At 61.8% G+C, this 21,949-nt stretch carries 32 protein-coding genes and 1 pseudogene; 24 read left to right on the forward strand and 9 right to left on the reverse strand.

What is annotated here, in order from left to right; genetic code table 11:
- The first annotated feature begins 1 nt into the window (after position 1).
- The 15 genes and pseudogenes from EPL00_RS11265 (at position 2) to EPL00_RS11330 (ending at position 12,316) form a co-directional block, all read left to right on the forward strand.
- Positions 2-319, forward strand: coding sequence for a hypothetical protein (locus tag EPL00_RS11265; RefSeq protein WP_135852614.1), 318 nt, complete (start codon positions 2-4; stop codon positions 317-319).
- Positions 320-325: 6 nt separating this feature from the next.
- Positions 326-1,072, forward strand: coding sequence for a hypothetical protein (locus EPL00_RS11270; RefSeq protein ID WP_135852613.1), 747 nt, complete (start codon positions 326-328; stop codon positions 1,070-1,072).
- Positions 1,069-1,494, forward strand: coding sequence for a hypothetical protein (locus EPL00_RS11275; RefSeq protein WP_135852612.1), 426 nt, complete (start codon positions 1,069-1,071; stop codon positions 1,492-1,494). Before EPL00_RS11270 ends, EPL00_RS11275 begins: the two co-directional genes overlap by 4 nt.
- On the forward strand, positions 1,491-1,988 hold the full coding sequence (locus EPL00_RS11280; RefSeq protein ID WP_135852611.1) for a hypothetical protein: 498 nt from the start codon (positions 1,491-1,493) through the stop codon (positions 1,986-1,988). The genes EPL00_RS11275 and EPL00_RS11280 overlap by 4 nt, the downstream gene beginning before the upstream one ends.
- Positions 1,985-2,272, forward strand: a complete 288-nt coding sequence (locus tag EPL00_RS11285; protein WP_135852610.1) for a hypothetical protein — start codon at positions 1,985-1,987, stop codon at positions 2,270-2,272. The genes EPL00_RS11280 and EPL00_RS11285 overlap by 4 nt, the downstream gene beginning before the upstream one ends.
- On the forward strand, positions 2,269-3,192 hold the full coding sequence (locus EPL00_RS11290; protein ID WP_135852609.1) for a phage tail tube protein: 924 nt from the start codon (positions 2,269-2,271) through the stop codon (positions 3,190-3,192). Before EPL00_RS11285 ends, EPL00_RS11290 begins: the two co-directional genes overlap by 4 nt.
- 8 nt (positions 3,193-3,200) lie before the next feature.
- Complete coding sequence (locus tag EPL00_RS11295; RefSeq protein WP_135852608.1) at positions 3,201-3,716, forward strand: hypothetical protein; 516 nt, start codon at positions 3,201-3,203, stop codon at positions 3,714-3,716.
- Positions 3,716-3,856: a hypothetical protein gene (locus EPL00_RS11300; protein ID WP_162224201.1), complete on the forward strand. Its 141-nt coding sequence runs from the start codon at positions 3,716-3,718 to the stop codon at positions 3,854-3,856. The genes EPL00_RS11295 and EPL00_RS11300 overlap by 1 nt, the downstream gene beginning before the upstream one ends.
- Before the next feature lie 42 nt (positions 3,857-3,898).
- Entirely contained in the window at positions 3,899-4,648 is a 750-nt protein-coding gene (locus EPL00_RS11305) for an FxLYD domain-containing protein (RefSeq protein WP_135852607.1), read from the forward strand.
- A 211-nt stretch (positions 4,649-4,859) separates the two neighbouring features.
- Positions 4,860-5,912, forward strand: a complete 1,053-nt coding sequence (locus EPL00_RS11310; RefSeq protein ID WP_135852606.1) for an LbetaH domain-containing protein — start codon at positions 4,860-4,862, stop codon at positions 5,910-5,912.
- 2 nt (positions 5,913-5,914) lie between these two features.
- Positions 5,915-6,529: a hypothetical protein gene (locus EPL00_RS11315; protein ID WP_135852605.1), complete on the forward strand. Its 615-nt coding sequence runs from the start codon at positions 5,915-5,917 to the stop codon at positions 6,527-6,529.
- A gap of 13 nt (positions 6,530-6,542) precedes the next feature.
- Entirely contained in the window at positions 6,543-7,655 is a 1,113-nt protein-coding gene (locus tag EPL00_RS11320; RefSeq protein WP_135852604.1) for a hypothetical protein, read from the forward strand.
- Positions 7,655-9,568 carry a fibronectin type III domain-containing protein gene (locus tag EPL00_RS11325; protein WP_135852603.1) on the forward strand — a complete coding sequence of 638 codons (1,914 nt, stop codon included), beginning with the start codon at positions 7,655-7,657 and terminating at the stop codon, positions 9,566-9,568. Before EPL00_RS11320 ends, EPL00_RS11325 begins: the two co-directional genes overlap by 1 nt.
- Positions 9,569-9,790 (forward strand): annotated as a pseudogene (locus EPL00_RS24170) (fibronectin type III domain-containing protein); the annotation flags it as partial.
- A gap of 96 nt (positions 9,791-9,886) precedes the next feature.
- Entirely contained in the window at positions 9,887-12,316 is a 2,430-nt protein-coding gene (locus tag EPL00_RS11330) for a hypothetical protein (RefSeq protein WP_238398179.1), read from the forward strand.
- A gap of 33 nt (positions 12,317-12,349) precedes the next feature.
- On the opposite strand, the gene EPL00_RS11335 is transcribed toward EPL00_RS11330, so the two are convergent.
- Together EPL00_RS11335 and EPL00_RS11340 are read right to left on the reverse strand one after the other, a co-directional pair.
- Positions 12,350-12,583 carry a hypothetical protein gene (locus EPL00_RS11335; RefSeq protein WP_135852601.1) on the reverse strand — a complete coding sequence of 78 codons (234 nt, stop codon included), beginning with the start codon at positions 12,581-12,583 and terminating at the stop codon, positions 12,350-12,352.
- A gap of 70 nt (positions 12,584-12,653) precedes the next feature.
- Positions 12,654-13,442, reverse strand: a complete 789-nt coding sequence (locus EPL00_RS11340; RefSeq protein ID WP_202932603.1) for an ion transporter — start codon at positions 13,440-13,442, stop codon at positions 12,654-12,656.
- A gap of 109 nt (positions 13,443-13,551) precedes the next feature.
- Here EPL00_RS11340 and EPL00_RS11345 point away from each other — a divergent pair, with 109 nt between their 5' ends.
- Positions 13,552-14,040, forward strand: coding sequence for a metal-dependent hydrolase (locus EPL00_RS11345; RefSeq protein WP_135852600.1), 489 nt, complete (start codon positions 13,552-13,554; stop codon positions 14,038-14,040).
- A gap of 117 nt (positions 14,041-14,157) precedes the next feature.
- On the opposite strand, the gene EPL00_RS11350 is transcribed toward EPL00_RS11345, so the two are convergent.
- Positions 14,158-14,325 (reverse strand): hypothetical protein, encoded by a 168-nt coding sequence (locus EPL00_RS11350; protein WP_162224202.1) that lies wholly within the window; start codon positions 14,323-14,325, stop codon positions 14,158-14,160.
- Between the two features lie 55 nt (positions 14,326-14,380).
- Complete coding sequence (locus tag EPL00_RS11355; protein ID WP_162224203.1) at positions 14,381-14,548, reverse strand: hypothetical protein; 168 nt, start codon at positions 14,546-14,548, stop codon at positions 14,381-14,383.
- A 278-nt stretch (positions 14,549-14,826) separates the two neighbouring features.
- On the opposite strand from EPL00_RS11355, the gene EPL00_RS11360 reads away from it, so the two are divergent.
- Positions 14,827-15,093, forward strand: coding sequence for a hypothetical protein (locus EPL00_RS11360; RefSeq protein ID WP_135852599.1), 267 nt, complete (start codon positions 14,827-14,829; stop codon positions 15,091-15,093).
- A gap of 49 nt (positions 15,094-15,142) precedes the next feature.
- Here the strand turns inward: EPL00_RS11360 and EPL00_RS11365 are convergent, their stop codons facing one another.
- The 3 genes from EPL00_RS11365 to EPL00_RS11375 all read right to left on the reverse strand — a co-directional run bounded on the left by EPL00_RS11365 (position 15,143) and on the right by EPL00_RS11375 (position 16,639).
- Complete coding sequence (locus EPL00_RS11365) at positions 15,143-15,508, reverse strand: hypothetical protein (protein ID WP_135852598.1); 366 nt, start codon at positions 15,506-15,508, stop codon at positions 15,143-15,145.
- Between the two features lie 108 nt (positions 15,509-15,616).
- Positions 15,617-16,219, reverse strand: coding sequence for a J domain-containing protein (locus EPL00_RS11370; RefSeq protein WP_135852597.1), 603 nt, complete (start codon positions 16,217-16,219; stop codon positions 15,617-15,619).
- 165 nt (positions 16,220-16,384) lie between these two features.
- The gene (locus EPL00_RS11375; RefSeq protein ID WP_202932604.1) at positions 16,385-16,639 is read right to left on the reverse strand and encodes a hypothetical protein; all 255 of its coding nucleotides are present in this window, start codon (positions 16,637-16,639) and stop codon (positions 16,385-16,387) included.
- 221 nt (positions 16,640-16,860) lie between these two features.
- Between EPL00_RS11375 and EPL00_RS11380 the strand changes: the two genes are divergently transcribed.
- The 7 genes from EPL00_RS11380 to EPL00_RS11410 are packed head-to-tail and all read left to right on the forward strand — an operon-like array spanning position 16,861 to position 21,047.
- Complete coding sequence (locus EPL00_RS11380; protein WP_135852596.1) at positions 16,861-17,049, forward strand: hypothetical protein; 189 nt, start codon at positions 16,861-16,863, stop codon at positions 17,047-17,049.
- Positions 17,049-17,210 (forward strand): hypothetical protein, encoded by a 162-nt coding sequence (locus tag EPL00_RS11385; protein ID WP_162224204.1) that lies wholly within the window; start codon positions 17,049-17,051, stop codon positions 17,208-17,210. Before EPL00_RS11380 ends, EPL00_RS11385 begins: the two co-directional genes overlap by 1 nt.
- Positions 17,210-17,521 carry a hypothetical protein gene (locus tag EPL00_RS11390; RefSeq protein ID WP_135852595.1) on the forward strand — a complete coding sequence of 104 codons (312 nt, stop codon included), beginning with the start codon at positions 17,210-17,212 and terminating at the stop codon, positions 17,519-17,521. Before EPL00_RS11385 ends, EPL00_RS11390 begins: the two co-directional genes overlap by 1 nt.
- The gene (locus EPL00_RS11395) at positions 17,521-17,952 is read left to right on the forward strand and encodes a hypothetical protein (RefSeq protein WP_135852594.1); all 432 of its coding nucleotides are present in this window, start codon (positions 17,521-17,523) and stop codon (positions 17,950-17,952) included. The genes EPL00_RS11390 and EPL00_RS11395 overlap by 1 nt, the downstream gene beginning before the upstream one ends.
- Positions 17,952-18,203: a hypothetical protein gene (locus EPL00_RS11400; protein ID WP_135852593.1), complete on the forward strand. Its 252-nt coding sequence runs from the start codon at positions 17,952-17,954 to the stop codon at positions 18,201-18,203. Before EPL00_RS11395 ends, EPL00_RS11400 begins: the two co-directional genes overlap by 1 nt.
- A gap of 25 nt (positions 18,204-18,228) precedes the next feature.
- Entirely contained in the window at positions 18,229-18,942 is a 714-nt protein-coding gene (locus EPL00_RS11405) for a DUF7504 family protein (RefSeq protein WP_135852592.1), read from the forward strand.
- Positions 18,939-21,047, forward strand: coding sequence for a hypothetical protein (locus tag EPL00_RS11410; RefSeq protein WP_135852591.1), 2,109 nt, complete (start codon positions 18,939-18,941; stop codon positions 21,045-21,047). Before EPL00_RS11405 ends, EPL00_RS11410 begins: the two co-directional genes overlap by 4 nt.
- Here the strand turns inward: EPL00_RS11410 and EPL00_RS11415 are convergent.
- The gene (locus EPL00_RS11415; RefSeq protein ID WP_162224181.1) at positions 21,044-21,217 is read right to left on the reverse strand and encodes a DUF7503 family protein; all 174 of its coding nucleotides are present in this window, start codon (positions 21,215-21,217) and stop codon (positions 21,044-21,046) included. The two genes, EPL00_RS11410 and EPL00_RS11415, sit on opposite strands and share 4 nt — an antisense overlap.
- 117 nt (positions 21,218-21,334) lie before the next feature.
- A complete protein-coding gene (locus EPL00_RS11420) occupies positions 21,335-21,691 on the reverse strand; it encodes a winged helix-turn-helix domain-containing protein (RefSeq protein WP_135852590.1) in 357 nt (118 codons plus the stop codon).
- Positions 21,692-21,949: the final 258 nt, after the last annotated feature.

The following is a 21,949-nucleotide window of genomic DNA, read 5'->3' on the forward strand; positions in this document are numbered from 1 at the left end:
CGTGCCCGCTTGGCATGCGGCCGCCGTCCTCGCGGACTCGGAGAGTCTCACTGCTGGCGAGGCCGTCCAGTTCAACTTCTCCAGCGGCGGAGGCTACCACACGCCGGTCGTCTGCGTCGCGCTGGAGGACCTTGAAGGCAACGCCGACGACACGCTGACCATCGAGTTCGACGGCGCGGCCGCCACCTACGAGGCCGACGTGCAGACGCTCTCGGAAACGACGACCTATACGGTGGACCTGCCGCAGTGTGAGGGGGTCCGCGCTACGTCGAGTAACGGCTGTACGTACAGCATCGAAGTACGGAACAACCCGAGGTAGCCAGCGATGTCAGACACGGGCTACTGCACGCTTGAGGACCTCCGGCGAGCACTCCAAGACGCGGAGCTACCGGGAGACATCCAGCAGGACAAACAACTCGCCGTCGACGCAATCACAGCCCAGACCGAGCCGCTGGAGAAATCGCTGAAACGCCACTGGTATGCGCCCGCGGGGGCCAGTATCCTCGACGAAGCCGGTCAGATCGACATTCCGACCGGCCCGAAGAGCCGTGACGACGAGGAGGACATCCCGACCAGTAGCGCGTTCGTGGTCGACGACGAGGGGCCTGCGCCGAAGACCTCGCAGGGGAGCTATTCGAAGATCGAGCTCGCGCGCCGCGACGCCGACTCAATCTCCAAACTCCTCGTCCGCACCGAGGATGGAAGCTACGAGGACTGGACCACCGAGTACGAGGGAGGGTTGTGGCCGGACGCGCTCGGCGACGACTACTACTTCCGCGTGAACAACGGCGGCTGGAGTCGGCTCTATCTCGACACCACGAACCTCCTCGCGGACGGCGAGGACAACGAGTACGTCCTCGACAGCTTCGCCAACGCGGTCTACGTCGAGTGGAGCTACGGTCACGAGGGCATCCCGCAGAACGTGCGGCGCGCGGTCGCGTTCCGTGCCGCGTCGGATTTCGTCGACGAAGCCGCGGTGCAGATCCCCGAAAACGCACGCGTCCGAAGCGTCGAGTCGCTCGCTGACGAGTTCGAACGGAAGGCCAACAAACTACTGGAGGTCTACCAGTGACGACGCTCGACTCCGGGTTCGAAGACGCGCTCCGCGACGCCGCCCTCGACGACGTGGAGACGACGATGCGCGAGGAGGTCGGGCCGATGTTCAAGCAGACGGCCCGCCAGAACTTCGAAGCGTACGCCTCGCGCAACGACTACGACATCGACCATATCTGGCAGGACGCCACCCTGTCGGTTGACCGCGACGACTCCTCGGTCTCGGTTCGGGTCGAGTGGCCGGAGTTGACCGCGTTGTTCGAGTTCGGCGTGAGCCCGCACACCATCGAGGGCGACCCCGTGCTGCATTTTTACTACGACCGTATCGACCAGTGGATAACGACGGAGTCGGTCGAGTGGGGGAGCGAGACAGGGGGGATTCCCGAGAGTCGGGCGATCCGTGACGCACAGAACTGGCTTCACCGGGAGGTCAACTCGTGACCAGTCCGGAAGTCGACTGGACGCTCACCCAACTCGGGAGCGTCGTCGGCGCGATCACCACGCCGCTCCAGCGCATCGACCGCGACGAAAGCGAGTTCTTCGACGACGGTATTCGGTCGCGGACCGCTGAACTCCGGAAGACAAACGCGGTCGGCGCATCACTCGCCGACGTAACCAACGACCCGGTCGGGACGGAGTACGACCACGCTCGCGAAGCCGTGGTCGGGGTCCGCATCGAGGGACTCCACGAGAGCGAGTTCGGCTACATCGACCCCGGCGGAAGTGACGGCATCCCGTTCAGTGGCGGCGGTGGGCTGGTCGACCGCATCCGTGACGCGCTCCTCGTTAACCGGACGTATCCGGACGCTGGCGGGACCGGGGTGACGTACACCGGCCTTCGGTTGGTGAACGAGAGCAACCAGTCGAGCAACTATCAGGATTATTTCCGGCACGATTTTGACATCGTGTTCAACGGCTACGAAGAACTCCCATGACTCACGAACTATCATTCTCAGTCTCCGTCTCGAACGTGACAATCGACTGGACGCAGCCGGTCGAAATCGTCACGTGTGGCGCGGCCGGGTCTCGCAGCGAGGTCTGGCGACTCCGCGACCCGGAGACGGAGGTCACCACGACAGGCGACTCGTACCTCGACGCACGCCGCAGACTCACCCTGTGCCGCGGCGTCGCCGAGCGAACCAAATCCACCGTCCGCCGTGAGGCCGCGCGCGAAGCCGCGAACCATCTACTCGGCCGACCGAGGAGGCCCGCACCATGACCGGCGCAGGCACGGCGACGGTCGCGTTCAGCCACGAACAGACGCTCGCGGGCGACCTCGTCGATAGTGATAGCGATGGCAACCCGGACGCGTTCAAGACCGGCCGGAACCCGAGCGTCACCGAACTGGAACTGTCGAACGCGCTTGAGCGGATGCGTGAAGACGGCGCGGTCGAACCCGTCGACAGCGTTGCGACGCGACTGGATGGTGCGGTCAGCGTCGAGGCGGTCGTCTCGAAGGACGTGCACGGCGAGGTCGAGAAACTCGTGTTCAACGACGCCGGAAGCGGGTTCAAGTCGGGGCGCGCGTCCAGTGCGACGTTTTATCTCGGATTGGACTTCCTGTCTGGGACTGCGGAGCGGGAGTTATCCGGGTGCATCCCGCTGGAGTACAGTATCGACTGGGAGAACGACGGTATGGTCTCGTATAGCCTGTCGATGGCGTACGTCGACGAAACGACGAACACGTCGATAACGCCCACCGGTATCACCGGGCCGAGTGACGGCAACGACGTGCCATTCCACGGGTTCTCACTGTCCGTAGATGGGGCGTCGGTGTCGAAGCTGCAGTCGGCGTCGTTGTCGATTTCGAACATCGCGCGGTTCCAGTGGGGGGACCAACGCCAGCCCGTCGACGCGGTCATCGAGAACCCGGAGACGACGCTCGACGTGGACGCAATCTTCAGTGGGCCGTCGCGGATGGAACTCGCGTACGGCTCCGCGGGCGCGTCGGCGACCGAAGACTCGCTGTCGAACGTCTCCGGAAGCATTGACCTGTCCGCGGCTGGGTCGGCGGTCTCGACGTACCAGCTTGCGAAACTGAAACCAGACACCTACGGGTGGAACGACCTCGTATCGAGCGATACCGACACGACCGACAGCACGTCGTTCCACGTCAACGGCGGCGTCACCATCGTCTAACCCCTACTATGCCACTGCAAACGAAAGAAATCGAGTTGGCGAGTGAAATCGACCGGCTTGAACAACGACGACGCGACCTCGCAGAACAGGCGGCCGCGCTCGCCGACGATAACCCGAAGCGCGGTGAACTGGTGCAGGAAGGCAACGAGATCGACACCTATCTCCAAGGGCTCAACTGGGCGCTCGAGGAGTGGGAGACGGAGACCGTAACGGTCTCCGGACTCACGGGTGGCGAATTCGGGCGGGTCGAGGACTCCGTCGTCTCCTCCGCGGCCGAGCGGGGGGAGCAACCGGGTGGCGGCGCGACGCGCGTGTATCTGGTTGCGTCCGGCACGGTTGAAGCGCCGTACGTCGGCGACGAGATGACCGAGGAGCAGCGGATCGGGGCTGTGAGTCAGCTCCCGATTACGTTCTTGAAGTGGGCGGAATACCGGATCGACGAGTTGACGACGATGGGAAACAGCGTCGAGACGAGCTTCAACGCATTGCTCGCGGAGACACAGACCGAGTCGGACGACGCGTGATGTGGCGGTACGCACAGACCGCGTTGATGGCGGACGGGCACGACCCCCGCGAGGTCGCTGAGTACCCGTGGCGGGTTATCGACGCCTATCTGTCGGTCCGGAAGTATCTCGGGCCGCTCGGTGTTTCTGACGAGGAGTGAGTTGGCTAAAGATTGATTTGTTGCGTCTGTGAAGGGCCGGTCATGAATCGCCGAATGTTCCTCGGTGCGGCAGTCTCTACTAGCGGCGTCCTCGGGCTCGCCGGTTGCGCCGGAACAGACAGCGAGAGTGACGCGGCCGATACGGAGACTCCTCAAGAGGAAGCTGTCCAGCCTGTGGAATCGACAACGGTCTCGACGCCGACACCGGCTGCAGACGTCTCAGTTACGAGTGCCGAGTTGGCATCTCGAACGACGAGCGTCCGGACTGAGGCCGCAGTTACGGGGACGATTGAAAATACCGGAGGTGCGATTTTAGGGTACGTGAACGCTACGGCAGCGTTCTACAATCGTGATGAGGAACTGTTAGATACGGCGATTGGCGATGTCCGGCTGTTACGTCCCGATGACGTGTGGGAACCGTGGCTCGTCTATCCGGGGGACGCCAGTGATATCGCGGAGGCTGAACTCCGCATTTCGAAAGCTGGCCGTCTGTCCCGGACGCCGTCTCCCGAGGGGGTCCGGGTACGGGAGAGTTCGATGGAAGTACCAACAGATGCCAGCAGTACAATCCGGGTCACGGGTCGGGTTGAGAATACGTCGGGGAGTTCTATCGACTATCTTGATGTCCGCCCACAACTGTACGCGGAAAACGGCCATGTGCTCGCGTCTGGTATCACGTCTGTAAACAACGTTCAACCTGACGACATCTGGCGATTTACCGTGCGTGTATACCTCCGGAATCCGGACTGGAAATCACGAATCCAGTCGCACGACGTTACGATTACGCAGTAGCACCGCCTCGAAAGACCACCGTTCGTTTTTGTAATTCATGACCACCAGCTTCAGCACCCAGTCCACCCTGCAAGTATCAGTAGACAAAACGAGCCTCGCAGCTGCTCGGAACGAGATTCAGTCGAGCATCGGAAGTGTCTCGGTGGGGGTAGATGCTTCGTCCGGAGCGTCCTCGTCGATAACCCGCGAGATAACGGGTCGCGAGCGAGGGATGACTCGACAACTGCTCACGGAGGCAAACGAGTTCGCTCGTGAGTCGCTCGACGTGGAGCGCCAACTCCTCGACCAACTCAAGAAACGACAAGCATCTGGCGGCGGCGGTGGGGGTGGCGGGATGGTTGGCACGGTCGGGCTGAGTAGTGTTCTCGGGTCGGTCGCAGCGCTCGCGAGCGGCGGGCTCATGGCGGGCGGCGTAGCGATTACCGCAGACCAACTCATCAATCATCGCGCGAACATCAACCCGGCGCACGTCATCGCAGGTGGAGCGTCTATCACGGCCGGGGCGTTGATTGCGTCGACCGCGACGGTGTCCTCGAGCGCGTTGGTCGGGACTGCGGCGAGTATCGCTCCGTCAGCGCTCGTGTCTGCGGCGGCCGTCATCCCGCCTGCGGCGTTGGTCGCTGGGGCCGCGACGATTTCGGCGGGTGTTCTGGTGTCTGATTCGGCAGTGATCTCGGCGTCGGCGCTTATCGGCGGGACCGCGGCGATAACCGCCGGGGTACTGATCAGTTCTCCAGCGGTCATCGCGGCGGGAGCACTCGTCGGGACTGCCGCAATCGTCTCCGGGTCCGACATTATCGCGGAGAAAGTGACAAAAACCGATATCGTGCAAGCGATGATGAGTAAAAAGTCGTCGAACGTGACGGCGGGCGACCCCAATCCCGCGTCGAACAAGACAGGGGCGAACGACCTGATGAACACCCAGCCGGGCAAAGGCGAACCATTCGCGGCATGGCAGAACATGAATCAGCCGGATACCCGCCCGGACCTCAACGTCTCAACACCGGACGTAGACGCATCGAACTACAACATCACGGTTGACCTGAAAACATCTGGGCCGAACGTCTCGACAGACCCACCGAACCAGTCGGACAACTCCTCGTCGGGGAACAAGGCCGCGGAGAACCGTGGGTCGACGACGATCAACGCGGAGAGTAACGTCACCGTCGAAGGAACGTCTCGGCGTGAGACCGAACGGATCGCCGAGGAGAAAGCTCAAGCGATGGCTGAGGAACTCCGCCGCGAGTTCACGGGGCGGCGGTAGCGATGGCGGTGACCTTTTCGGGCGCGAAACTCACGTTGCCGCCTGCGGACGTGGATAACGACGGCCAGCCCGAACAGGGCGTGTTCGAGTTCCGGACGAACCTCACGGTCGCGTTCCAGACGCGGACCGGACGGCTCGGCAGCCAGAAAGCGAACCAGTTCCTCGCGTTCTTCAGCGACTTTATCGAACAGCAGACCGACACGGAGTTCGCGGGGACCGGGAAGCGCCAGCAGGTCGTCCTCGACCTTGGCGCTGGCGCGCACGTCATCGAACTCGACTTCCAAGGATTCACTGGGTCAGGGCACCGGTGGGGCGACTCCGGGGACGGTGGTACCGCGAGTGATGCGACCGGCGAGAGCCTTCAGCGCCAGATGGAACTGCTCGACCGCTACCTGCAGGTCTGCGAGATCGACAGTCGGCCGGGGCATGAAGCCTACCTCGAAGTCGGGAACTATAGTGAGTCGGGCTACTACGCGCCGCTCGTCATCGCGCCCGAAGAGCCACGCGTTGAGGTGGACTTCACCGAGCAGTCCTCAACGTTTGACGGCAGTCTGACGTTCGTCGAAACAGCATCGCTATCAGAACCCTACCACGCATCCTCGCGGAACGAACGATAACGGAGACTCAACGATGGATAGAGACCTCTACACGCTACACATCCCGGCGAACGCACAGATTATGAACCGGTCGGAGATCCAGCGGAACCTCGCGACCCACGGCCTCCTCGACGAAGACACCGCATCCGTCGAATCACTATCGCTCGAACCGAACCAAGAGCTACTCCGCGGCCAGTTCGCGGGAAAATACGCTCGGTTGATGGCTGCGGAGGTCGAGGAGCTCTTCGACGCCGGGTCGATATCACAAGTGCCGTTCTACGCTGCGGGCGAGTCCGGGAAAGACGGCTACTACTCGCTGGAGAACGTGGATGTGAAGCCGCTGGACCCGAACGTGGACGAGCTTCGCGAGTTCGACGGGCGGTTGACGAAGGCGGGGACGCGTGAGTCGAAGCGCCGCGCGGTCCGTACGAGCGTCGCGCAAGTTGAGAACGACCTCGGGAACGACCAGACGGCGCTCCTCGGGGTGGACGCAGCCGCGAGCGACGTGCAGTGGTTCGACGAGGAGACCGAACAGACCGAACCGGTGTCGGTCGTGGAGACACGAGCGGGCGAGCACGGCGACGTGGAGGTAGTCGACGCGCGAGCGAGTTCGTTCTCGTCGCCGACGCTCGTCTACGACCTCGCCTATCAGCAGGAGAGGAATGTCGACGTGGTGGTGTGGGACGACCACGACCGCGCGAAACTACAGGACGGTATCAACTCGTGGCAATTCTGCTTCTCGACCGGCCACGAGTTCGCGGGCGCGGCCGTGCTGGATAACGGTCTCGTGCGCGTCCACCTCGACGCGGGCCTCGGCGTCGAGGCGTACATGCCGGGCGACGACTCGTGGTCGACGGTCGGACTCGGCACGTCGGACTGGACGCTCGACGACTGGTCGATATCGCGGATCGGCCCGAGCCGGGTCGAGGCGTCCTGCCGGTTCCGAGACCCCACCGCGGACAGCGAGTTCTGGCTGGACTTGCGGCTGCCCCGTGGCTACGAGCGGCCGCAGTGGGTGGTCGCCCAACAGGAGACGCCGCCGACCCCGAGTGGGTTGCAGGACCTCCTCGATCCCGTCGCTGACACGCAGGACTACGCCTCGGAGGCTGTGCAGGGACTCGTCGCGCGTGAGGGGGTGATTGGCTGATGGTGTCCGTGCAGGATGACTTTGAGGACGGCGATGTTGCAGAATGGACGAACACTGCGGGCGGGTGGAAAGCAGATACAGCAACCTACGGCGGTGGCGATCCGTATGAGGGGTCCTACGCGGGGGTTGCTGACGGCATTGGGCAGGTTGAGGTTGCGGGGACGCTCGTCACGGCAGACCTGTCGGGCGGGTACCGTCCAGCGACGTTCGGTTATTACTTCGAGGAGGACGACACTAGCTATGGTGGTGGTCTGCGGCTTCGGAACTCGAACGGAAACCACGAGGTGGGGATGGCGACGGATAACCCCGAGTGGTATTATTCCGGCGGCGACGGGATCGGACAGTTCTATGGCGGAGATGGATACAGTCGCTGGATTGAAGTGATAATCAGTTTTGACTGGGGGAATAGCGAGTATGCGCTTGAGGTAAGCGACCTGCAGAGTGGCACGACTCAGACTCACGCTGGCTCGCTCCGACAGGGCGTCGATATCGAGACGGTAGTCGTCTCAAACTTCTCGAGTGGGGCGTGGGGGTCCGGGTCGAACTACCGGATGGCCTACGATTATCTATATCTTGAGAAACGCACGCCGGACGCCCCGTCGGAGATATCGCTCTCGATCAGCGGCGACGACGCTTCGGTGTCGTGGTCCGACAACAGCACCGACGAAGACGGCTTCCACGTCGACAAGTATTACGACGGGAGTTGGTCGCGGGTCGCAGACGTCGGCGCAAACACGACCAGCTGCAGCGAGTCAAACCTGCTGGACGGCGAACAGTACCGGTATCGAGTCCGGGCGTACAATAGCGCCGGGGCCTCCGACTGGGTCGACTCGAACTACGCGACGACCGCGCTGCCCGCGCCGTCTAGCACCTCACTCACCATCGATAGCCCGACCAGCGGAACTGCAACGTGGACTGACAACAGCGACAACGAGACCAACTTCGACGTGAACGTCGAACAAGACGGGACATGGGCCGACGATAGCACTCCCGACGCAGGGACGGAATCGACAGCCGTCAGCTTCGATAAGTCCGCCGACGAACTCCGAGTTGCGGTCCGAGCGCAAACGGAGCACACGAGTTCCGACTGGGCGTACAGCAACACCCACCGGACAACCGTTTCGGGGGCGTCGGTTGACGCCACCCGCTCAAACGAAATCGACCTTTCGTGGACCGCCGTCGACCAAGCGGACGGGTACTACGTGTATCGTGCTGAGTCCTCGGGGAGTTCCACTGCGGACTACTCGCGTGTCGCCGACCTCACTGCCGGAACCACCAGCTGGACGGACACCAGCCTTGAAAACGGCGAGCGGTACTTCTATCGGGTTGCTGCGTACTACGGCGGGACCGCCGACACGCTCTCCGACGAGACCTCGGGCGTCACGGACCTCCCGAGTGCGGCAGGGGTCAGTATCGACGACTCGGTGGAAGACGAACTCTCGCTCAACTGGGACAAGAACGACAACTCGTCGGACGGAGATTGGGAGATTCTCCGCTCGACCGATGGGTCAACCGGGACCGTCGTGGCGACGGTATCAGACCTCACACAGACCAGCTACACCGGCGCGAGATTGACCGACGGCGAGAAGTACTACTACACCGTCCGGCGGAACACCGACCATGCCAGTACCGACAGCGGGCAGAACTCGGCGGTGACGGTGCTCCCCGCGCCGACTGGACTCACAGTCGACTCCATCTCCGGCGACCAAGCCACGGTCTCGTGGACCCCGAACCACGACTACGGCGACCAGCGCGTCGAAGTCAAACCGACCGACGCCTCCTCGTGGACCGTGGATGCCGACAACATCGGTCGGACGACCAGCCAGTACACGACGAGCAATCTTCTCGACGGCGAGGAGTACGACCTGCGCGTCGTCGCGTACACCGACCATACTGAGACGGAGGATCAATAGATGCCTGTCACGTTCACGACCGAGCTTCCGAGCGCGAGCATCGACAGTCTCGATAACGGTATCGAGGACGAAATCACGGTTAACTGGACAGACACCATCGACAACGGCGAGTACGAGGTGCGGTATCGAGAGTCATCCAGTTCGACGTGGCAGGTCTGGGGGACGGTCGGCGAGACCGCGACCTCGGCGACTATCACCGGTCTCGAAGACGGCGAGGCATACAGTTTTGAACTGCGGACGCGGACCGCACACGTCACGACCAACTGGTCGCCGACCGCGACCATCACGACGAACTTCCCGAGTCCAACCAACCCCAGCGTGACAGTCCCCGCTTCGAATCCGCGGACGGCTATCGACTATAGTTTCGAGGACCACGCGGACAACGAGGACGGCGTCCGGGTCGAACGCCAACGCCAGTACGACGACGGCTGGGGCCCATGGCAGATTGTCGAAACCCTCCCCGCGAACGCGGGGACAGGCACTGTCACCGGCACCGACGACACCGTGTCGCCGGGGAACACGTACCGGTACCGATTCACCGCGTTCACCGAAGACGCCACGAACACGTCGGTGGCGACCGCGAGCGTGACGACTGAATCGAGCGGCGAGTCACGGACGCGCCGCAACGCCGCGGGCTGGACGGTCGAAATCGAGCACTCCTCGGGGCGGGTTCTCCGCCCCCGACTCCTCGATGACCCCGAGTTCACGCCTGCCCTCCAGTCGAAACCCGAGTGCCGAATCCCGGTTCCCCGCGACGAGAAGTGGCAAGCCAGCGGGTTCGAGGACGCCCGCGTCAGCGTGTGGAAAGACGGAAAGATCCGTCCGATTGAGACACTCGACGACGTGGAATTGAAGCCGGGGAGGACGGTGCTCGTCGCGAGTGGTGGCCGCCAGTTGGACGACCGCGTGACTGCTGAGTTCGACGACGAGGCCGCGCATCTCGCCGCCAAGCAGCTCGGCCAGAATAATACGAGCTACCAGATGAACGTCGACGACCCCGCATCGACGGTGCAGTCGGATACCGTGATGCAGTCTGGCGACACTGAGAGTGAGCTTCGCGACGAGCTCGCCAGCGCTATCGAGCCCGCGGACCCGATAGCAGTCGCGGACGGCCAGTTGTCGCTCCTGCAGTCGTGCTTCGTCGCCGAAGGAGAGTCGCCGACGGACGAATTCGACCCGGACTACGCGACAAGCCGAGATGTCCTCTCAGGCGGGTCTGGGCGGGGTGTCGGCAGCGACGGCGCATGGCTGGAATGGGAGTTCACTCCCGAATATCGGATTCCGGCGAGCGATGTTGCGGTCGCGGCACGCCTCGACGCTCAGACCAGCCTGCAGGGATTCTCCCTCAGCGTGAACGGCGACGAGGTCGCCAGCCACGTGGGTGGTGGGACTGTTGATGTCGAGTGGATGCAGTTCCCCGACGTGTTCAACGGCGACGGATACACCGGCGCGGACCTCCCGGCGGGGGAGCCGGTGACCGTCCGACTGGAGGGCGTCGGGTCAACCGGCGTCACGACGATCTTCGACGTGGTCGCACTCTATGATACCGGCGGCCGCTACGGCAGTGAGTTTTCGTTCACGTTCGACAACGATAACGGCGGTGACGCGGGGTATCTCGCGGGCCCCGAGGAGACGCCGGACGAGTTCGAGGTTGCGTTCGAGACGGTCGGGACGGCGTTCAACGTCGTCGGTGCGGAAATCATGGTCACGATGGCGCAGACCGAGGGCGCGCATCGGTTGGAGTTAAGCAACGACGACGGCGTGACGTGGCAGTCGGCGACAGACACGGCGTCGTTCGAGACTGCGTTCGGGTCGGCGGGCGCGTCGATCCAGTGGCGACTCACTCTCTCACGGTACGGCAGTCGGTCGGACGCGACGCCGACGCAGGGGTATAAGGGGCAGGCACTCGACGGGTTCGAGCTTCGCGCCGACCTCGAAGATACGCCGGTCTTGGACGCGTTCGGCGTCGACGGGAGTCTCATCGAGGCGTGGACTTCGATTGCGGGGTATGGCCGGATGATTTGGAGTTTGGAGCGCGACCAGGACGGCTGGCGGGTTGAGTGGACCCAGCCCGGCCAGCGGCAGGCGGACATCGACGCGAGCCTCATTGACTACACGGTCACGAAATCGACGAGTAACCGCTACGAGAAAGCGGTTATCAAGGGCGGGAATCAGCCAGTCCGCGGCGAGGAGTGGACCGCGCAGGCTGGGGAGTGGGTTGGGCTTGCGGAATCCGAGTTGGTCGCGGGCACCCAGATCGTGCGCGACCCCGCGACAGGATCCAGTGGGTTTGAGCAGGGCGCGGACTACGCGCTCGACCGGACCCAAGGGCGGATCAAGGCGCTCTCCGGCGGGAGTCTCGCGGATGGCGCGGCCTACGAGATTGATTATGAGTTTAAGCCGGTCGGCGAGTACACGGCGGCAGATGCGGGGGAGAGTCCGCGAACGGTGGTGCGGACGCGGCCGGAGTTGGCGTCGGTACGGGCGTGCCAGCAGGCGGCGTTGTATCTGATTCAGCGGGTGCAGGAGCCGCAGTGGTCGGCGCGCGTCGTGGTGCCCCACGTCGCGGATATCTCGCTCGTGGACGCGCTGTCGTGGGCCGAGTTGCCTGCGGATAAGCGGTTGGAAGTCCAGGAAATCGAGCAGACGCCCCGCGAGACGGTGCTGCATCTCGGGAATTGGGAGAGTCCCGGCCGGGTCTTGGACGATTTCGCCCAGCGTATCAGCGCGAATAGTAGTCGCGTCTGATGGCTGTCGTGGCTGTGGTAGTCCGCTTGTTGGTTAGGAGGCGTACGGTGGTGGCGGTGGATCATCGTCATCGTCTTCGAGCCAGTTGATGAATCGCCGAGCCGCGAGTACCATCCCGAGGATGATGGGATAGATTCCGATGATGAAGACGATGAGAGATGCTGGGCCACGGTTCAAGTAGTAGGTTGCACCGATACCAGCGGTGAGGCCGGTCATCAGGCTTAACCCGATCTGCATCGGCAGTTCGTCGAGTGGATCGTCGCGCATATTGTTTCATCTCCGCGCCGTGTTTAAATCCTAATAGCTCAAGAACTATCTCGATACTAAGTGCCGGGGATTAAGTGTCGAGTCGTTCTCCGCAGTGCGGGCAGTACTCGCGGTCGCTTCCGGCGGCCTCGATGAACCCGGACGCGAGGATGCTCGCCGGGAGTGCGAACAGGCCGACGCCGAGCGTCGCGATGAGTGCACCGAGTGCTTTCCCGGCTGGCGTGACTGGGTAGACGTCGCCGTAGCCGACCGTGGTGAGGGTGGCGACGCCCCACCAGAGCGCGTCGAGGATGCTGGTGAACTTCTCGGGTTGGGCGTCGTGCTCGACGTAGTACATCAGGCTGGACGCGACCAACAGGAGGACCGAGGTCGCGCTCAACGCGACGACTAGGTCTTCTTTCTTCTCGTGGATGACCGCGCCGAAGCGCGTGATGGAGTTCGAGTATTTCGTGAGCTTGAACAGTCGGAAGAACCGGAACAGCCGGAGTGCGCGGAGGACGCGCAGGTCGAACAGGAAGAATCCGACGAAGAACGGCAGGATAGCCAGCAGGTCGATGATGAGGTACGGCTGGAGCATGAATCGAAGGCGGCCCGTGATGGGGTGGCTGTAGTCGGGGTGGGTGGTGCAGGTAGCGACACGGGCGAGATACTCCAGCGTGAAGACGGTGACTGAGAGGACTTCGAACGCGAAGAGGAGGTCGCCGTACTGGTCGTGGATTGTGGGGACGGTGGCGAGGATGACGGCGGCGACGTTGCCGATGATGAGGGTCATGATTGAGAGGTCGATGGTGCGGCCGAGGCGGCCGCCGTCGCCGACTTCGAAGATGTCGAATATGCGTCTGCGGACGTGGTGGGGCATATCTATCCAGTCCTTAATCCATCTGTAAGTATTTGTCTACAGTTACTGGATGGTGTTCAACCATCTGGAGGAAGAAACTAATATAGGGTCGGGGTGTCTGGTGGTTGATATGCATCGAGAGGGCCATATCGGCGTCGGACTCCTCATCTACAGCATCCTCGCACTCCCACTCGTCCTCGCGGGCTTCCGCAAACTCGCCCTAGTCGGCGGTTTCGCCGTCGTCGGGCTGGCGATGCTCCCCGACCAAGACCAACGCGTCCCCGGTATCAAACACCGCGGGATCACCCACACCGTCTGGTTCGCCCTCCTCATCGGCCTGCTTTTCGCCGCCGCTGGACTACTGGTCGGCCTCCAAGCAGGTTTACTGTCCGCGGTCGGGCTGACCGTGTATGGGTTCATGCTCGGTTGTACGGTCATTCTCTCGCACATCGCGGGCGACGTGATCACGCCGATGGGCGTCAAACCCTTTGCGCCGGTCTCGAACCAAAAGTACACGTATAGTGTCGCGAAGGCCGCGAACCCGATTGCGAACTATCTATTGCTCGCGCTTGGCGGCGCGGCGAGTCTCGGCGTCCTCGCCCTCGGCACGGCAGTTTAACACTGGGGTTGTACGTACAGCCGACCACAGCGCCGAGGTCCCGCCGTCTACTACTGGTCGCATGCCGGGTTCACGTCCACCGGCCCGTTAAGACACCGGCTAAGGAGTTGTGGGGAGCTACCAGACGCCGAACGCTTTTGTGGCGAGTGCACCGACCACCATGAGAAGGAGGAGGTCGAGGAGTGCGAGTTCACCGTCGCGTGATGCGCCGAGGAGGCTGGCGGTGAGACTGTTACGGGCACGGCCGAGGACAATATTCCAGCCACGGTCGTTGTCGCTTCCCATACCCCGAGCATATTTGTAGGAATATAAATACATTACGTTTTTTGAGGGTATTGAGCTATTGTTTCGCGGCGAGGTAGGCGATGGTGATGACGCCCGCGACTAGCATGCCGATAGGGCTGGCGGTCTGGATGTTGAGTCCGGCCGATACCATCGTCTTGGTCGCGTAGTTACCTACGACGGCGAATGCGATGACTACTGCGAGTAGGGTAGTGAGTGCGGACATAAGCAAGAGTGATTAGAACGTATACATAAAACCCCACCCTTCAATGGATGGACTATTTGTGTACTGGATGTATGTTGGAACGGTCAGAAGTCTCGATCATGCTCACCTCCTCTTTTAAATGGTTAGCGACTGGTTTCTTGTCTGTCATCAGACGCACGCGTGCGCGTGGACCTTTGGCCAGAACCCCCCACCCCCTCGAAATTGGCTATTCTAGAATCGCAGGACAGGATTAATGTATGGGGTTAATTTTTTTGATTTGTTGGGCCGAATCCTGTCCTATGAGTTTGAGAACAAACCTTGGAGATGGGGAGGTGGCCGTCCTCATGCTCCTCCTTGGAATCGGCGTATCAGTATATTCCCCACCACTCGGCGAACTCATCTTCGAAATCGGAGTCGCGATGAATCTCGGCATCCCGGATGCCGCAACATATCTGCCCGACATCGCAGAACTACGGTCACAGGGCGAGATATTCAAAACGATCAGCACGTACCTCTTCATGTGTGTTGCAGGGGTCAGCATAGTCCGGGTTTTGGAGAAGAACTAACTCTGACACCCGGATGACGGGGACAAAGAAGACCCCCCGACGCAGAAAGCTATCCGTTGAACGGCCACTTGTCGTATCGATTCAAGAGTAATGCAGCCACGAAGACAAGCCCGGCGGCCTCGAGGGGCGCGTCCTCCACAAGGTGTTTGACCGGCCTGTGTCTCGGGTTGTGGTCGTCAAGATGAACCTTCCAGCAGTCCTCGTACTCGATGACGTGCACACTGTCCTCGGGTTCGTCGTCCCGGTACGAGCGGAGGGCACCATCTTCTTGAAGTTCGTTCGCTGGTGCGTGTTCTTCGAAGTACTCGGGTAGTTCGGGGACCTCGTCTTTTGGAATCGTGACCTTCTCGGTCTCGCCAGTCTTCAGTTGGGCGATGTACTCGTCGAAAGTCGAGGAGTCGTTGGACCAGACCATGAGAGTAGCCACTCACGACCACGAGTAAAACCTGTCTGTTCTAATACCAGTCTTTCTACCACGCCGGGTTTAAAAGAGAATCGTCGATGCCATCCCCCTGCATACCAGCTACACCTGTTCGAGCAACTGGTCACGCGCCGTCTTCACGCGCTCGAACGCCGTCTGGCTCCCACCGTGGTCGGGATGCGCGGCTTGGACCTGCTGGCGGAACGCCTCACGGACCTCGCTGGGGTCCGGGTCGGGGGCGACGCCGAGAATCTCGTGGGGCGGTTCCTGCGCGACGACCGCGTCGGACTCGTCGCCGCTGGGGAGCCGGGCGTTCGCGAATTCGGACTCGCCGGTGACGACAGGGCGCTGGTTCATCTTCCGTTTCTCCCGGATGTAGAGATACAGGCTCCGGATGTTGTCCCGCAGCCGGGTGTAGGCGTCGCACGCCGCCGCGTACTGGTCATCGTTCATCGTCCAGCGGACGACCGCGCCCGGATCATCCGGCCGCGCGTTCGCATACGGATACCGCGGGTTCTGCTTTTGGTGCTCGGCGTCGGTCGAGAGCCGCCAGTCGTCCACGCCGACGCGGTCGAGCTCGCTGGCGAGGTCGTCGATAGACTGGCGGAGCCCGGTGTCGAACCGGTTGTTCCGCTCGCGGTCGCCCGGCTGGGTGCGGTCGAAGCCCGGCGGCCAGTCCAGCCGGGAGTGCTGGCGTTGAGTCATGGTCCTCCCGTGAAGCAGGTGTCGCACGCTGGATTAAAATCTGGGTCGAATCGCGTCGTCGAGAACACGGTCTCCTCGGCGAGAGTCCGTCCACAGACCGTGCTCTCACCGTCCTCGACCCTGTGGACGACTTGTTCGCCCTCGAACCGGAGGTAGGGATCTTGCTCAGGCATCGCGCTCACCATCCGCGCGAGGGTCATCGACGAGTTCGTAGAGTCCTTCGTAGACTTTTCGGGCGTTGCCGTGTTCGACGAAGCGGCCGAGTCGGTCGCGGACGTACTGGAGGCTGTAGCCGGTTTCGTCGGCGGCGTAGGGTGCGGTGACGCGGCCGTCGCGGAGCATGTCGAGGAGTGCTTCGTCGGCTGGTCCGAGGTCGTCTTTGTCGAGCATCGGTTGGTGGGTTGCTGTTGTAGCGCCCATACCTTAATCCACAGTGTCGTAGGACTTAGGCCTTACCCCATAATCCTTAGACCCTAAGGGTTAAGTAGTCGGGGTTAGTACTATCAGGTAAGGAGCGCGGGACACCGGTCAGAAGTTGGCCGGGGCGTGCGACAACACGCCCGACCGCGCTTCACCCAAGGTGAAGCACCCATGAATTCGACTCGACCCGACAAGAACGCATCGACTCGCGGAGGCCACCAATGACGTGTAAAGACTGTGGCGCGCGCTGCATCGGCGAGCGCTGCCAGCACTGCGAACGCTTCCAGCGCCGGCAAAACGAAGACGACCCGCTCGGCGACCACGACTACTACGACTGCCCCGAGTGCGGCGGCATCACGTCCGGCCGCGGCGTGACCTGCGCCGACTGCCGCCGAGGAGGCGACGACTGATGCCCACCACGACCAAAGTCCGGCCGGAAGACGGCGCTATCGAATGCCGCGGCTGCGGCAGCGTGGTCGCGACCTACCCCCAGACCGCCAGCCAGCCCCCGAGAAAAGCGCGCAAGGCGGCCGCGATGGACGCCCGGTACTGCGAGGAGGTTGAGGACTGATGGCGGTCTCGACCACTGGCGACGCCGCCACGGTTGACGCTCGTGACCGGCGGGCGGCCGAAGAAGCGATGACCGTCACGCCGTTCGGTCCTGCGATGTTCGAGGTGTATACGACTGACTCGGTCTACCGAGTGGACATCCGGGACGGTCGCTGCACGTGTGACGACTACCGCCACCGCGAACCCGACGGTGGCTGCAAACACATCCGGCGCGTCCTGTTCGCTATCGGCGCTCGCGACATCCCGGCCGGGGTGGACGTGGACTACGTCCTCCGGACGCGCCCCGCCGTCACCGAGGGAGGTGAGCGGTGATGGCGCGACGCCACCCGCGGTCCCGGCGGCGACAGACCCACCTCGAATCAGACCTCGCCACCGAGTTCGACGCGACCGTCCTCCACAACAAGGTCTACGAGGATATCGGTGGGGACGACGAGCTCGCCAAGTACTGTGACGCGCTTGCCGCCGCTGAAGACGCACGCGACATCCACGAAGGCCCGGACGGCCGCTCCGAGCGATGGGAGTCGATGGATGACGCCTGCCAGCGATTCGAAGCCGAGTCTCGAAGGCGGGCGCGGGAAGTCGCCGCGGAAGCATGCGCGACCATCATCGACGAGGGCGACGAGTGGACGGATGTCTGGGACGACGCGGATATCGAGGAGACCCAGCAGGAAGCCCGCGAGTGGCTGGCCGAGAACACCGAGACGGCTGACCGACTCGGCCTCCCCGAGGAGGTGGACGGCTGATGGTGGTCTACCTCCGTATAGACGGTCTCGACACCGGCGAGTCCATCGATGAGGACGTTCGCGAAGCGGCGAACAGCGCGTTCGTCGACCTCCGCCTACAAGGCTACGATGTGGACGGCGTCGTCCCGGTCTTCCGCCCCGAGCGCGACCCCCGCGTGCTGGAGACGGCCATGGTGTACGCGCATCGCGAGGAGACCCGCGACGACGCGGTCGCCGAAACCCTCAAAACCATCCGTAAAAAACACTGTTAAAAACCCTAATTGATTCACCTTAACAATGACAAGAACTGACGGAGATTTTTTCCGCGGTGGAGACGACCCGAACCGCAACGAGCAACTGAAGAACTTCCTCCGCGACCTCAAAACGAGCGGCGGAAGCATTCTCGTCACCGGGAAAATAAGCAACTCAATTGCACAGAAACAAATGCAGAAGGCGTTCGGGGCAGACGACCGAAAACGCATCCTCGGACTCTCCTCAACAGTGCCGGAAGAGTCCCCGACAGACTGCCTCCCCGACGGCACCACGCCCACCGATCCGGGCGTCCGCGTGGTGGTTGATCGCCGCGACTCACTCCGGTCTGCTACATCAGTCCCAGACGACGCTCCTTCACCAACGAACCACTACTTGGAGCTGATGCAATATCGTCACGCCATCGAAGACGAGATCAGCGGCCTCGACGATAGATTCGACCTCGTGCCGGGCGATCTCCGAGTCGTCATCAACAGCCTCGACGGACTCCTCGACGACACCGACCGGACGACCGTCCGCGGATTCGTGCGCGGCATCTCACGATTCGTTCGAGACGCTGACGGGATCACCTATTTCCACCTCCGACACCCCGATTCGTCGGATATCGCGCAATTTTTCGGCGAGATTGTGGACGCACGGATCGAGTTGCGGTACGGCACCCACGAGGAACTCCGGCCCGAGGAGCGCTGGCATGTCCCGCACTTAGACTTAACGTCGGATTGGACCCGGTTGCTCCGATGACACCGTCGATTTCTGCTCTCCGCGACACCGACTTCTCGACGGCCTCCGAGCGTGCGGGCGTCCTCATCTCCGACTCGATCCAGTCAGTTCAATTCCCTATCTTCACGCCCGCCCCCGTCACCGTCGGCGGGACGGACGTGGCCTTCGACGCGCCAATTGATACGTCCATCCGCATCCGGACATCACGTCTCGCGATTCCGAAACGGTCGCGCCTCTTCGTCCGCAGTCCAAACAGCCGGGCGGTCCACGCGCAGTTCGATCCGATGGAGTCCTCGACGGCGTTTAGCGAGCGCTCTCACAGGATTGAAATAAATACTGCCCCGGTCAAACTCTACTTTGGTGTCGAGTCCGCGATGGAGATTTCAACAGCGACTGTTGATGGTCGCGACGAGGTCTGGATAGAGTTCCCTAGCGAGACCGAGGTCGCGGTCGGCGCGCGCTCGTTCCACGACCGGCCCGCTGGCACCGTCACGACCACGCCCGATCCCGTGGGCGCGATGGACGCGATTTCGCTCCTCGGGTCGGCGCTGAAGACGACCAGTCCCGAGCGGAGTTTTCCCACCCTCCGCGGTCATCCGCCGCTCGTGGAACTCGGCGACGAGTTCGACGCCCCCGAGGGTGTGACTCGCCCCGACACGGGAGTCCGGCTCGAACTCCCCGCGGACTACCAGTACGTCTATCCCGCGGCGTCGCTGGCGTACTACCTCGGCGCGAACGTCGTCCCGGCCGACACTCCTCGGCTCGTCACGGACGCTGGCTTCGAGTACGACCTCGACGGGCCGCGGGGCTACGAGACCACCGTCGCACAAGTGCTTCGGCAGGTGTTCCTCCTCGATTGCGTGACCCGAACCGAGGGGTTGTATCCAGACGATGTGCATGAGAAACGCACCGTCGAGGAGACCGTGTCGCTCAATTTCGAGAATCTTTACGACCAGTCGTTAGCTGAGCGACTCGAAGAATACCTCTCGGTCGCCTTCGAGTCGGTCGCGGATGCAGTGCCGGTGTGGCCTCGAACCGTCGATGTTGTTCCGATTTCTGAGACAGTCGAATCGCTGCCGTTCATCGCCGATGACCTCGCACTCGTGCGGACGGCAATCGAGTCAGAATCTACGCCGCCGGACCCGCCGGAGTTTGTCGATGATTTCCATCGGTCGCCGACGGAGGAGTCGGAGCCGCTTCCGGACTTGGATCAGGCTCTTGTTACACCCGAGGAGGTGGTGTGGCCGTCGCTTGATCATGCGCGAGTCGGGCCCGGAGTTGCAGTTTCGTCGCATAAACTTGATGTCGATGCCCGTCGCCGTAGTCTGGAGCAATCGACGACAGATCAGCCGATAACGATTCACGTCGTCTGTAACGACGACGAGATGGCGGCCGAAGGCGAGGTCGCTGACGTGTACGGCGTCCGAGATCTTATTCAGTTCGACGTGGAGATGCACGAAGAGATCTCGACGAGCGAGTTACGGTCGCTCTTCTCGAAGCCATCTGACTTTCTGCACTATATCGGCCACGTCGACGCGAAAGGGATTCAGTGTCGAGATGGGTTTCTCGATGCGCGCGACGTGTCCGACGTGCGGACGAAAGCATTCATATTGAACGCCTGCCAGTCGTTTCAGCAAGGCGTTGAGCTCGTCGAGTCTGGGAGTCTTGCGGGAGTCGTGACTATGGAGGAGGTCTCGAATCGTGTTGCGATGAAGGTTGGGCGGGCGGTTGCCCGGCTTTTGAACGCGGGTTTCCAGTTGCAGACAGCGATGCGGATTGCTCGTCAGGAGACGATGTCGGGGTTCCGCTGGCTGACGGTTGGCGACGGGACACTGTCGCTGTGTTCTCCGCCGTCCGGTTGCCCGTTGCATGTGTCGGTCGAGCAGTCCGGAGAGAATTTCGAGACGATTGTGCAAGCGTTGCCGGGAGCGACGCACGGGCTTGGCACGATTTTTAATCTTCATCTTGGTCAAACGGAGGAGAAGTACGTCGCGCCGATGGCTGATTCGTATCGGTTGTCCGCGACGGAGCTTGATCGGTTGCTCGCTCGGGAGCGTCGAATGCCGGTGGAGACCAAGGAAGGGTTGGTCTGGAGTAGCGAAACGTCAAGTGACGAGCTTAGTTAGGGTCCAGCAGTTGCGTCGCCTGCGTTTGCGGCGACGGCTCCTGCTTGTGAGAGGAGGAGGGTGGTGACGAAGGCGAGTTGGAGGAGTCGGGGGTGGTTTTTGAGGTGGTCCGTGCTGGTGTTGGCGATGGTGTTGTACGTGATTTCGAGCGTGGTGCGCAGGTCGGTCATGTGTTGTCTCCGGTTACAGATAACACCCCGCAAGAGGTATATTTATCTAAACCATATCTACAAGAATTTAGTAATTCTAAACTACTAAATCTAGAAAATATATTAAAATTTATACTTTTACTTGTAGAACTCAGTCGTCGCACCTTCATTACTCTCGGCGGATTCGTAGAAGTGTCGTGCTCGTTCATTCATACGATACCATTCAACTAGCGATTGAGCAAACTCACTATCCATATTCAACTGATAGAGCGTTGTTCCAGACCCTTTAGTCTCCAGCAGTCCAACTTCCACCAAATAGTCAAGGAAGTCTGTATGGTTGTGAATTGTTGAAAAGCTAATATCCGCTTCGCGCGCAGCATCTCGCAGATTGAACGAATCGAGCGGGTGACTGGCGAAGACGAGAAGCAATTTGTACCGAGACGGGCTGTCACCGTACAGGTCGAGGAGTGCGTGGTCGCTGGTCTCCGAGAACATAGAACCATGTACTCACTCTCTATTGATAAATCCCCCCAATCAAATAGAGGGATAGATGAAGGGCGACAAGAGATTTAGCACCCCCATAACCCCGATTACCGATGGATTAAAGTAGAGTTGGTTACATGCTTTTATGTACACGCGACCGGACATACAGCAAACACTAACTGTTCGATTCATCGCACAAAAGCGACGGAGGTGTTCCAGCACCACCGTCGTGGCGCGGCGTCTCCCCTGAGAGACCCACGCTGTGGTCTC

The organism is Halorussus salinus (genome assembly GCF_004765815.2).
Taxonomy (GTDB): Archaea; Halobacteriota; Halobacteria; order Halobacteriales; family Haladaptataceae; genus Halorussus; species Halorussus salinus.

Coding starts and splice junctions, on each gene's coding strand:
- EPL00_RS11270 (WP_135852613.1), top strand. CDS start 326: ATGTCAGACACGGGCTACTGCACGCTTGAGGACCTCCGGCGAGCACTC.
- EPL00_RS11285 (WP_135852610.1), top strand. CDS start 1,985: ATGACTCACGAACTATCATTCTCAGTCTCCGTCTCGAACGTGACAATC.
- EPL00_RS11290 (WP_135852609.1), top strand. CDS start 2,269: ATGACCGGCGCAGGCACGGCGACGGTCGCGTTCAGCCACGAACAGACG.
- EPL00_RS11295 (WP_135852608.1), top strand. CDS start 3,201: ATGCCACTGCAAACGAAAGAAATCGAGTTGGCGAGTGAAATCGACCGG.
- EPL00_RS11300 (WP_162224201.1), top strand. CDS start 3,716: ATGTGGCGGTACGCACAGACCGCGTTGATGGCGGACGGGCACGACCCC.
- EPL00_RS11305 (WP_135852607.1), top strand. CDS start 3,899: ATGAATCGCCGAATGTTCCTCGGTGCGGCAGTCTCTACTAGCGGCGTC.
- EPL00_RS11310 (WP_135852606.1), top strand. CDS start 4,860: ATGACTCGACAACTGCTCACGGAGGCAAACGAGTTCGCTCGTGAGTCG.
- EPL00_RS11315 (WP_135852605.1), top strand. CDS start 5,915: ATGGCGGTGACCTTTTCGGGCGCGAAACTCACGTTGCCGCCTGCGGAC.
- EPL00_RS11320 (WP_135852604.1), top strand. CDS start 6,543: ATGGATAGAGACCTCTACACGCTACACATCCCGGCGAACGCACAGATT.
- EPL00_RS11325 (WP_135852603.1), top strand. CDS start 7,655: ATGGTGTCCGTGCAGGATGACTTTGAGGACGGCGATGTTGCAGAATGG.
- EPL00_RS11335 (WP_135852601.1), bottom strand. CDS start 12,583: ATGCGCGACGATCCACTCGACGAACTGCCGATGCAGATCGGGTTAAGC.
- EPL00_RS11340 (WP_202932603.1), bottom strand. CDS start 13,442: ATGCCCCACCACGTCCGCAGACGCATATTCGACATCTTCGAAGTCGGC.
- EPL00_RS11345 (WP_135852600.1), top strand. CDS start 13,552: ATGCATCGAGAGGGCCATATCGGCGTCGGACTCCTCATCTACAGCATC.
- EPL00_RS11350 (WP_162224202.1), bottom strand. CDS start 14,325: ATGGGAAGCGACAACGACCGTGGCTGGAATATTGTCCTCGGCCGTGCC.
- EPL00_RS11355 (WP_162224203.1), bottom strand. CDS start 14,548: ATGTCCGCACTCACTACCCTACTCGCAGTAGTCATCGCATTCGCCGTC.
- EPL00_RS11360 (WP_135852599.1), top strand. CDS start 14,827: ATGAGTTTGAGAACAAACCTTGGAGATGGGGAGGTGGCCGTCCTCATG.
- EPL00_RS11365 (WP_135852598.1), bottom strand. CDS start 15,508: ATGGTCTGGTCCAACGACTCCTCGACTTTCGACGAGTACATCGCCCAA.
- EPL00_RS11370 (WP_135852597.1), bottom strand. CDS start 16,219: ATGACTCAACGCCAGCACTCCCGGCTGGACTGGCCGCCGGGCTTCGAC.
- EPL00_RS11375 (WP_202932604.1), bottom strand. CDS start 16,639: ATGGGCGCTACAACAGCAACCCACCAACCGATGCTCGACAAAGACGAC.
- EPL00_RS11380 (WP_135852596.1), top strand. CDS start 16,861: ATGACGTGTAAAGACTGTGGCGCGCGCTGCATCGGCGAGCGCTGCCAG.
- EPL00_RS11385 (WP_162224204.1), top strand. CDS start 17,049: ATGCCCACCACGACCAAAGTCCGGCCGGAAGACGGCGCTATCGAATGC.
- EPL00_RS11390 (WP_135852595.1), top strand. CDS start 17,210: ATGGCGGTCTCGACCACTGGCGACGCCGCCACGGTTGACGCTCGTGAC.
- EPL00_RS11395 (WP_135852594.1), top strand. CDS start 17,521: ATGGCGCGACGCCACCCGCGGTCCCGGCGGCGACAGACCCACCTCGAA.
- EPL00_RS11400 (WP_135852593.1), top strand. CDS start 17,952: ATGGTGGTCTACCTCCGTATAGACGGTCTCGACACCGGCGAGTCCATC.
- EPL00_RS11405 (WP_135852592.1), top strand. CDS start 18,229: ATGACAAGAACTGACGGAGATTTTTTCCGCGGTGGAGACGACCCGAAC.
- EPL00_RS11410 (WP_135852591.1), top strand. CDS start 18,939: ATGACACCGTCGATTTCTGCTCTCCGCGACACCGACTTCTCGACGGCC.
- EPL00_RS11415 (WP_162224181.1), bottom strand. CDS start 21,217: ATGACCGACCTGCGCACCACGCTCGAAATCACGTACAACACCATCGCC.
- EPL00_RS11420 (WP_135852590.1), bottom strand. CDS start 21,691: ATGTTCTCGGAGACCAGCGACCACGCACTCCTCGACCTGTACGGTGAC.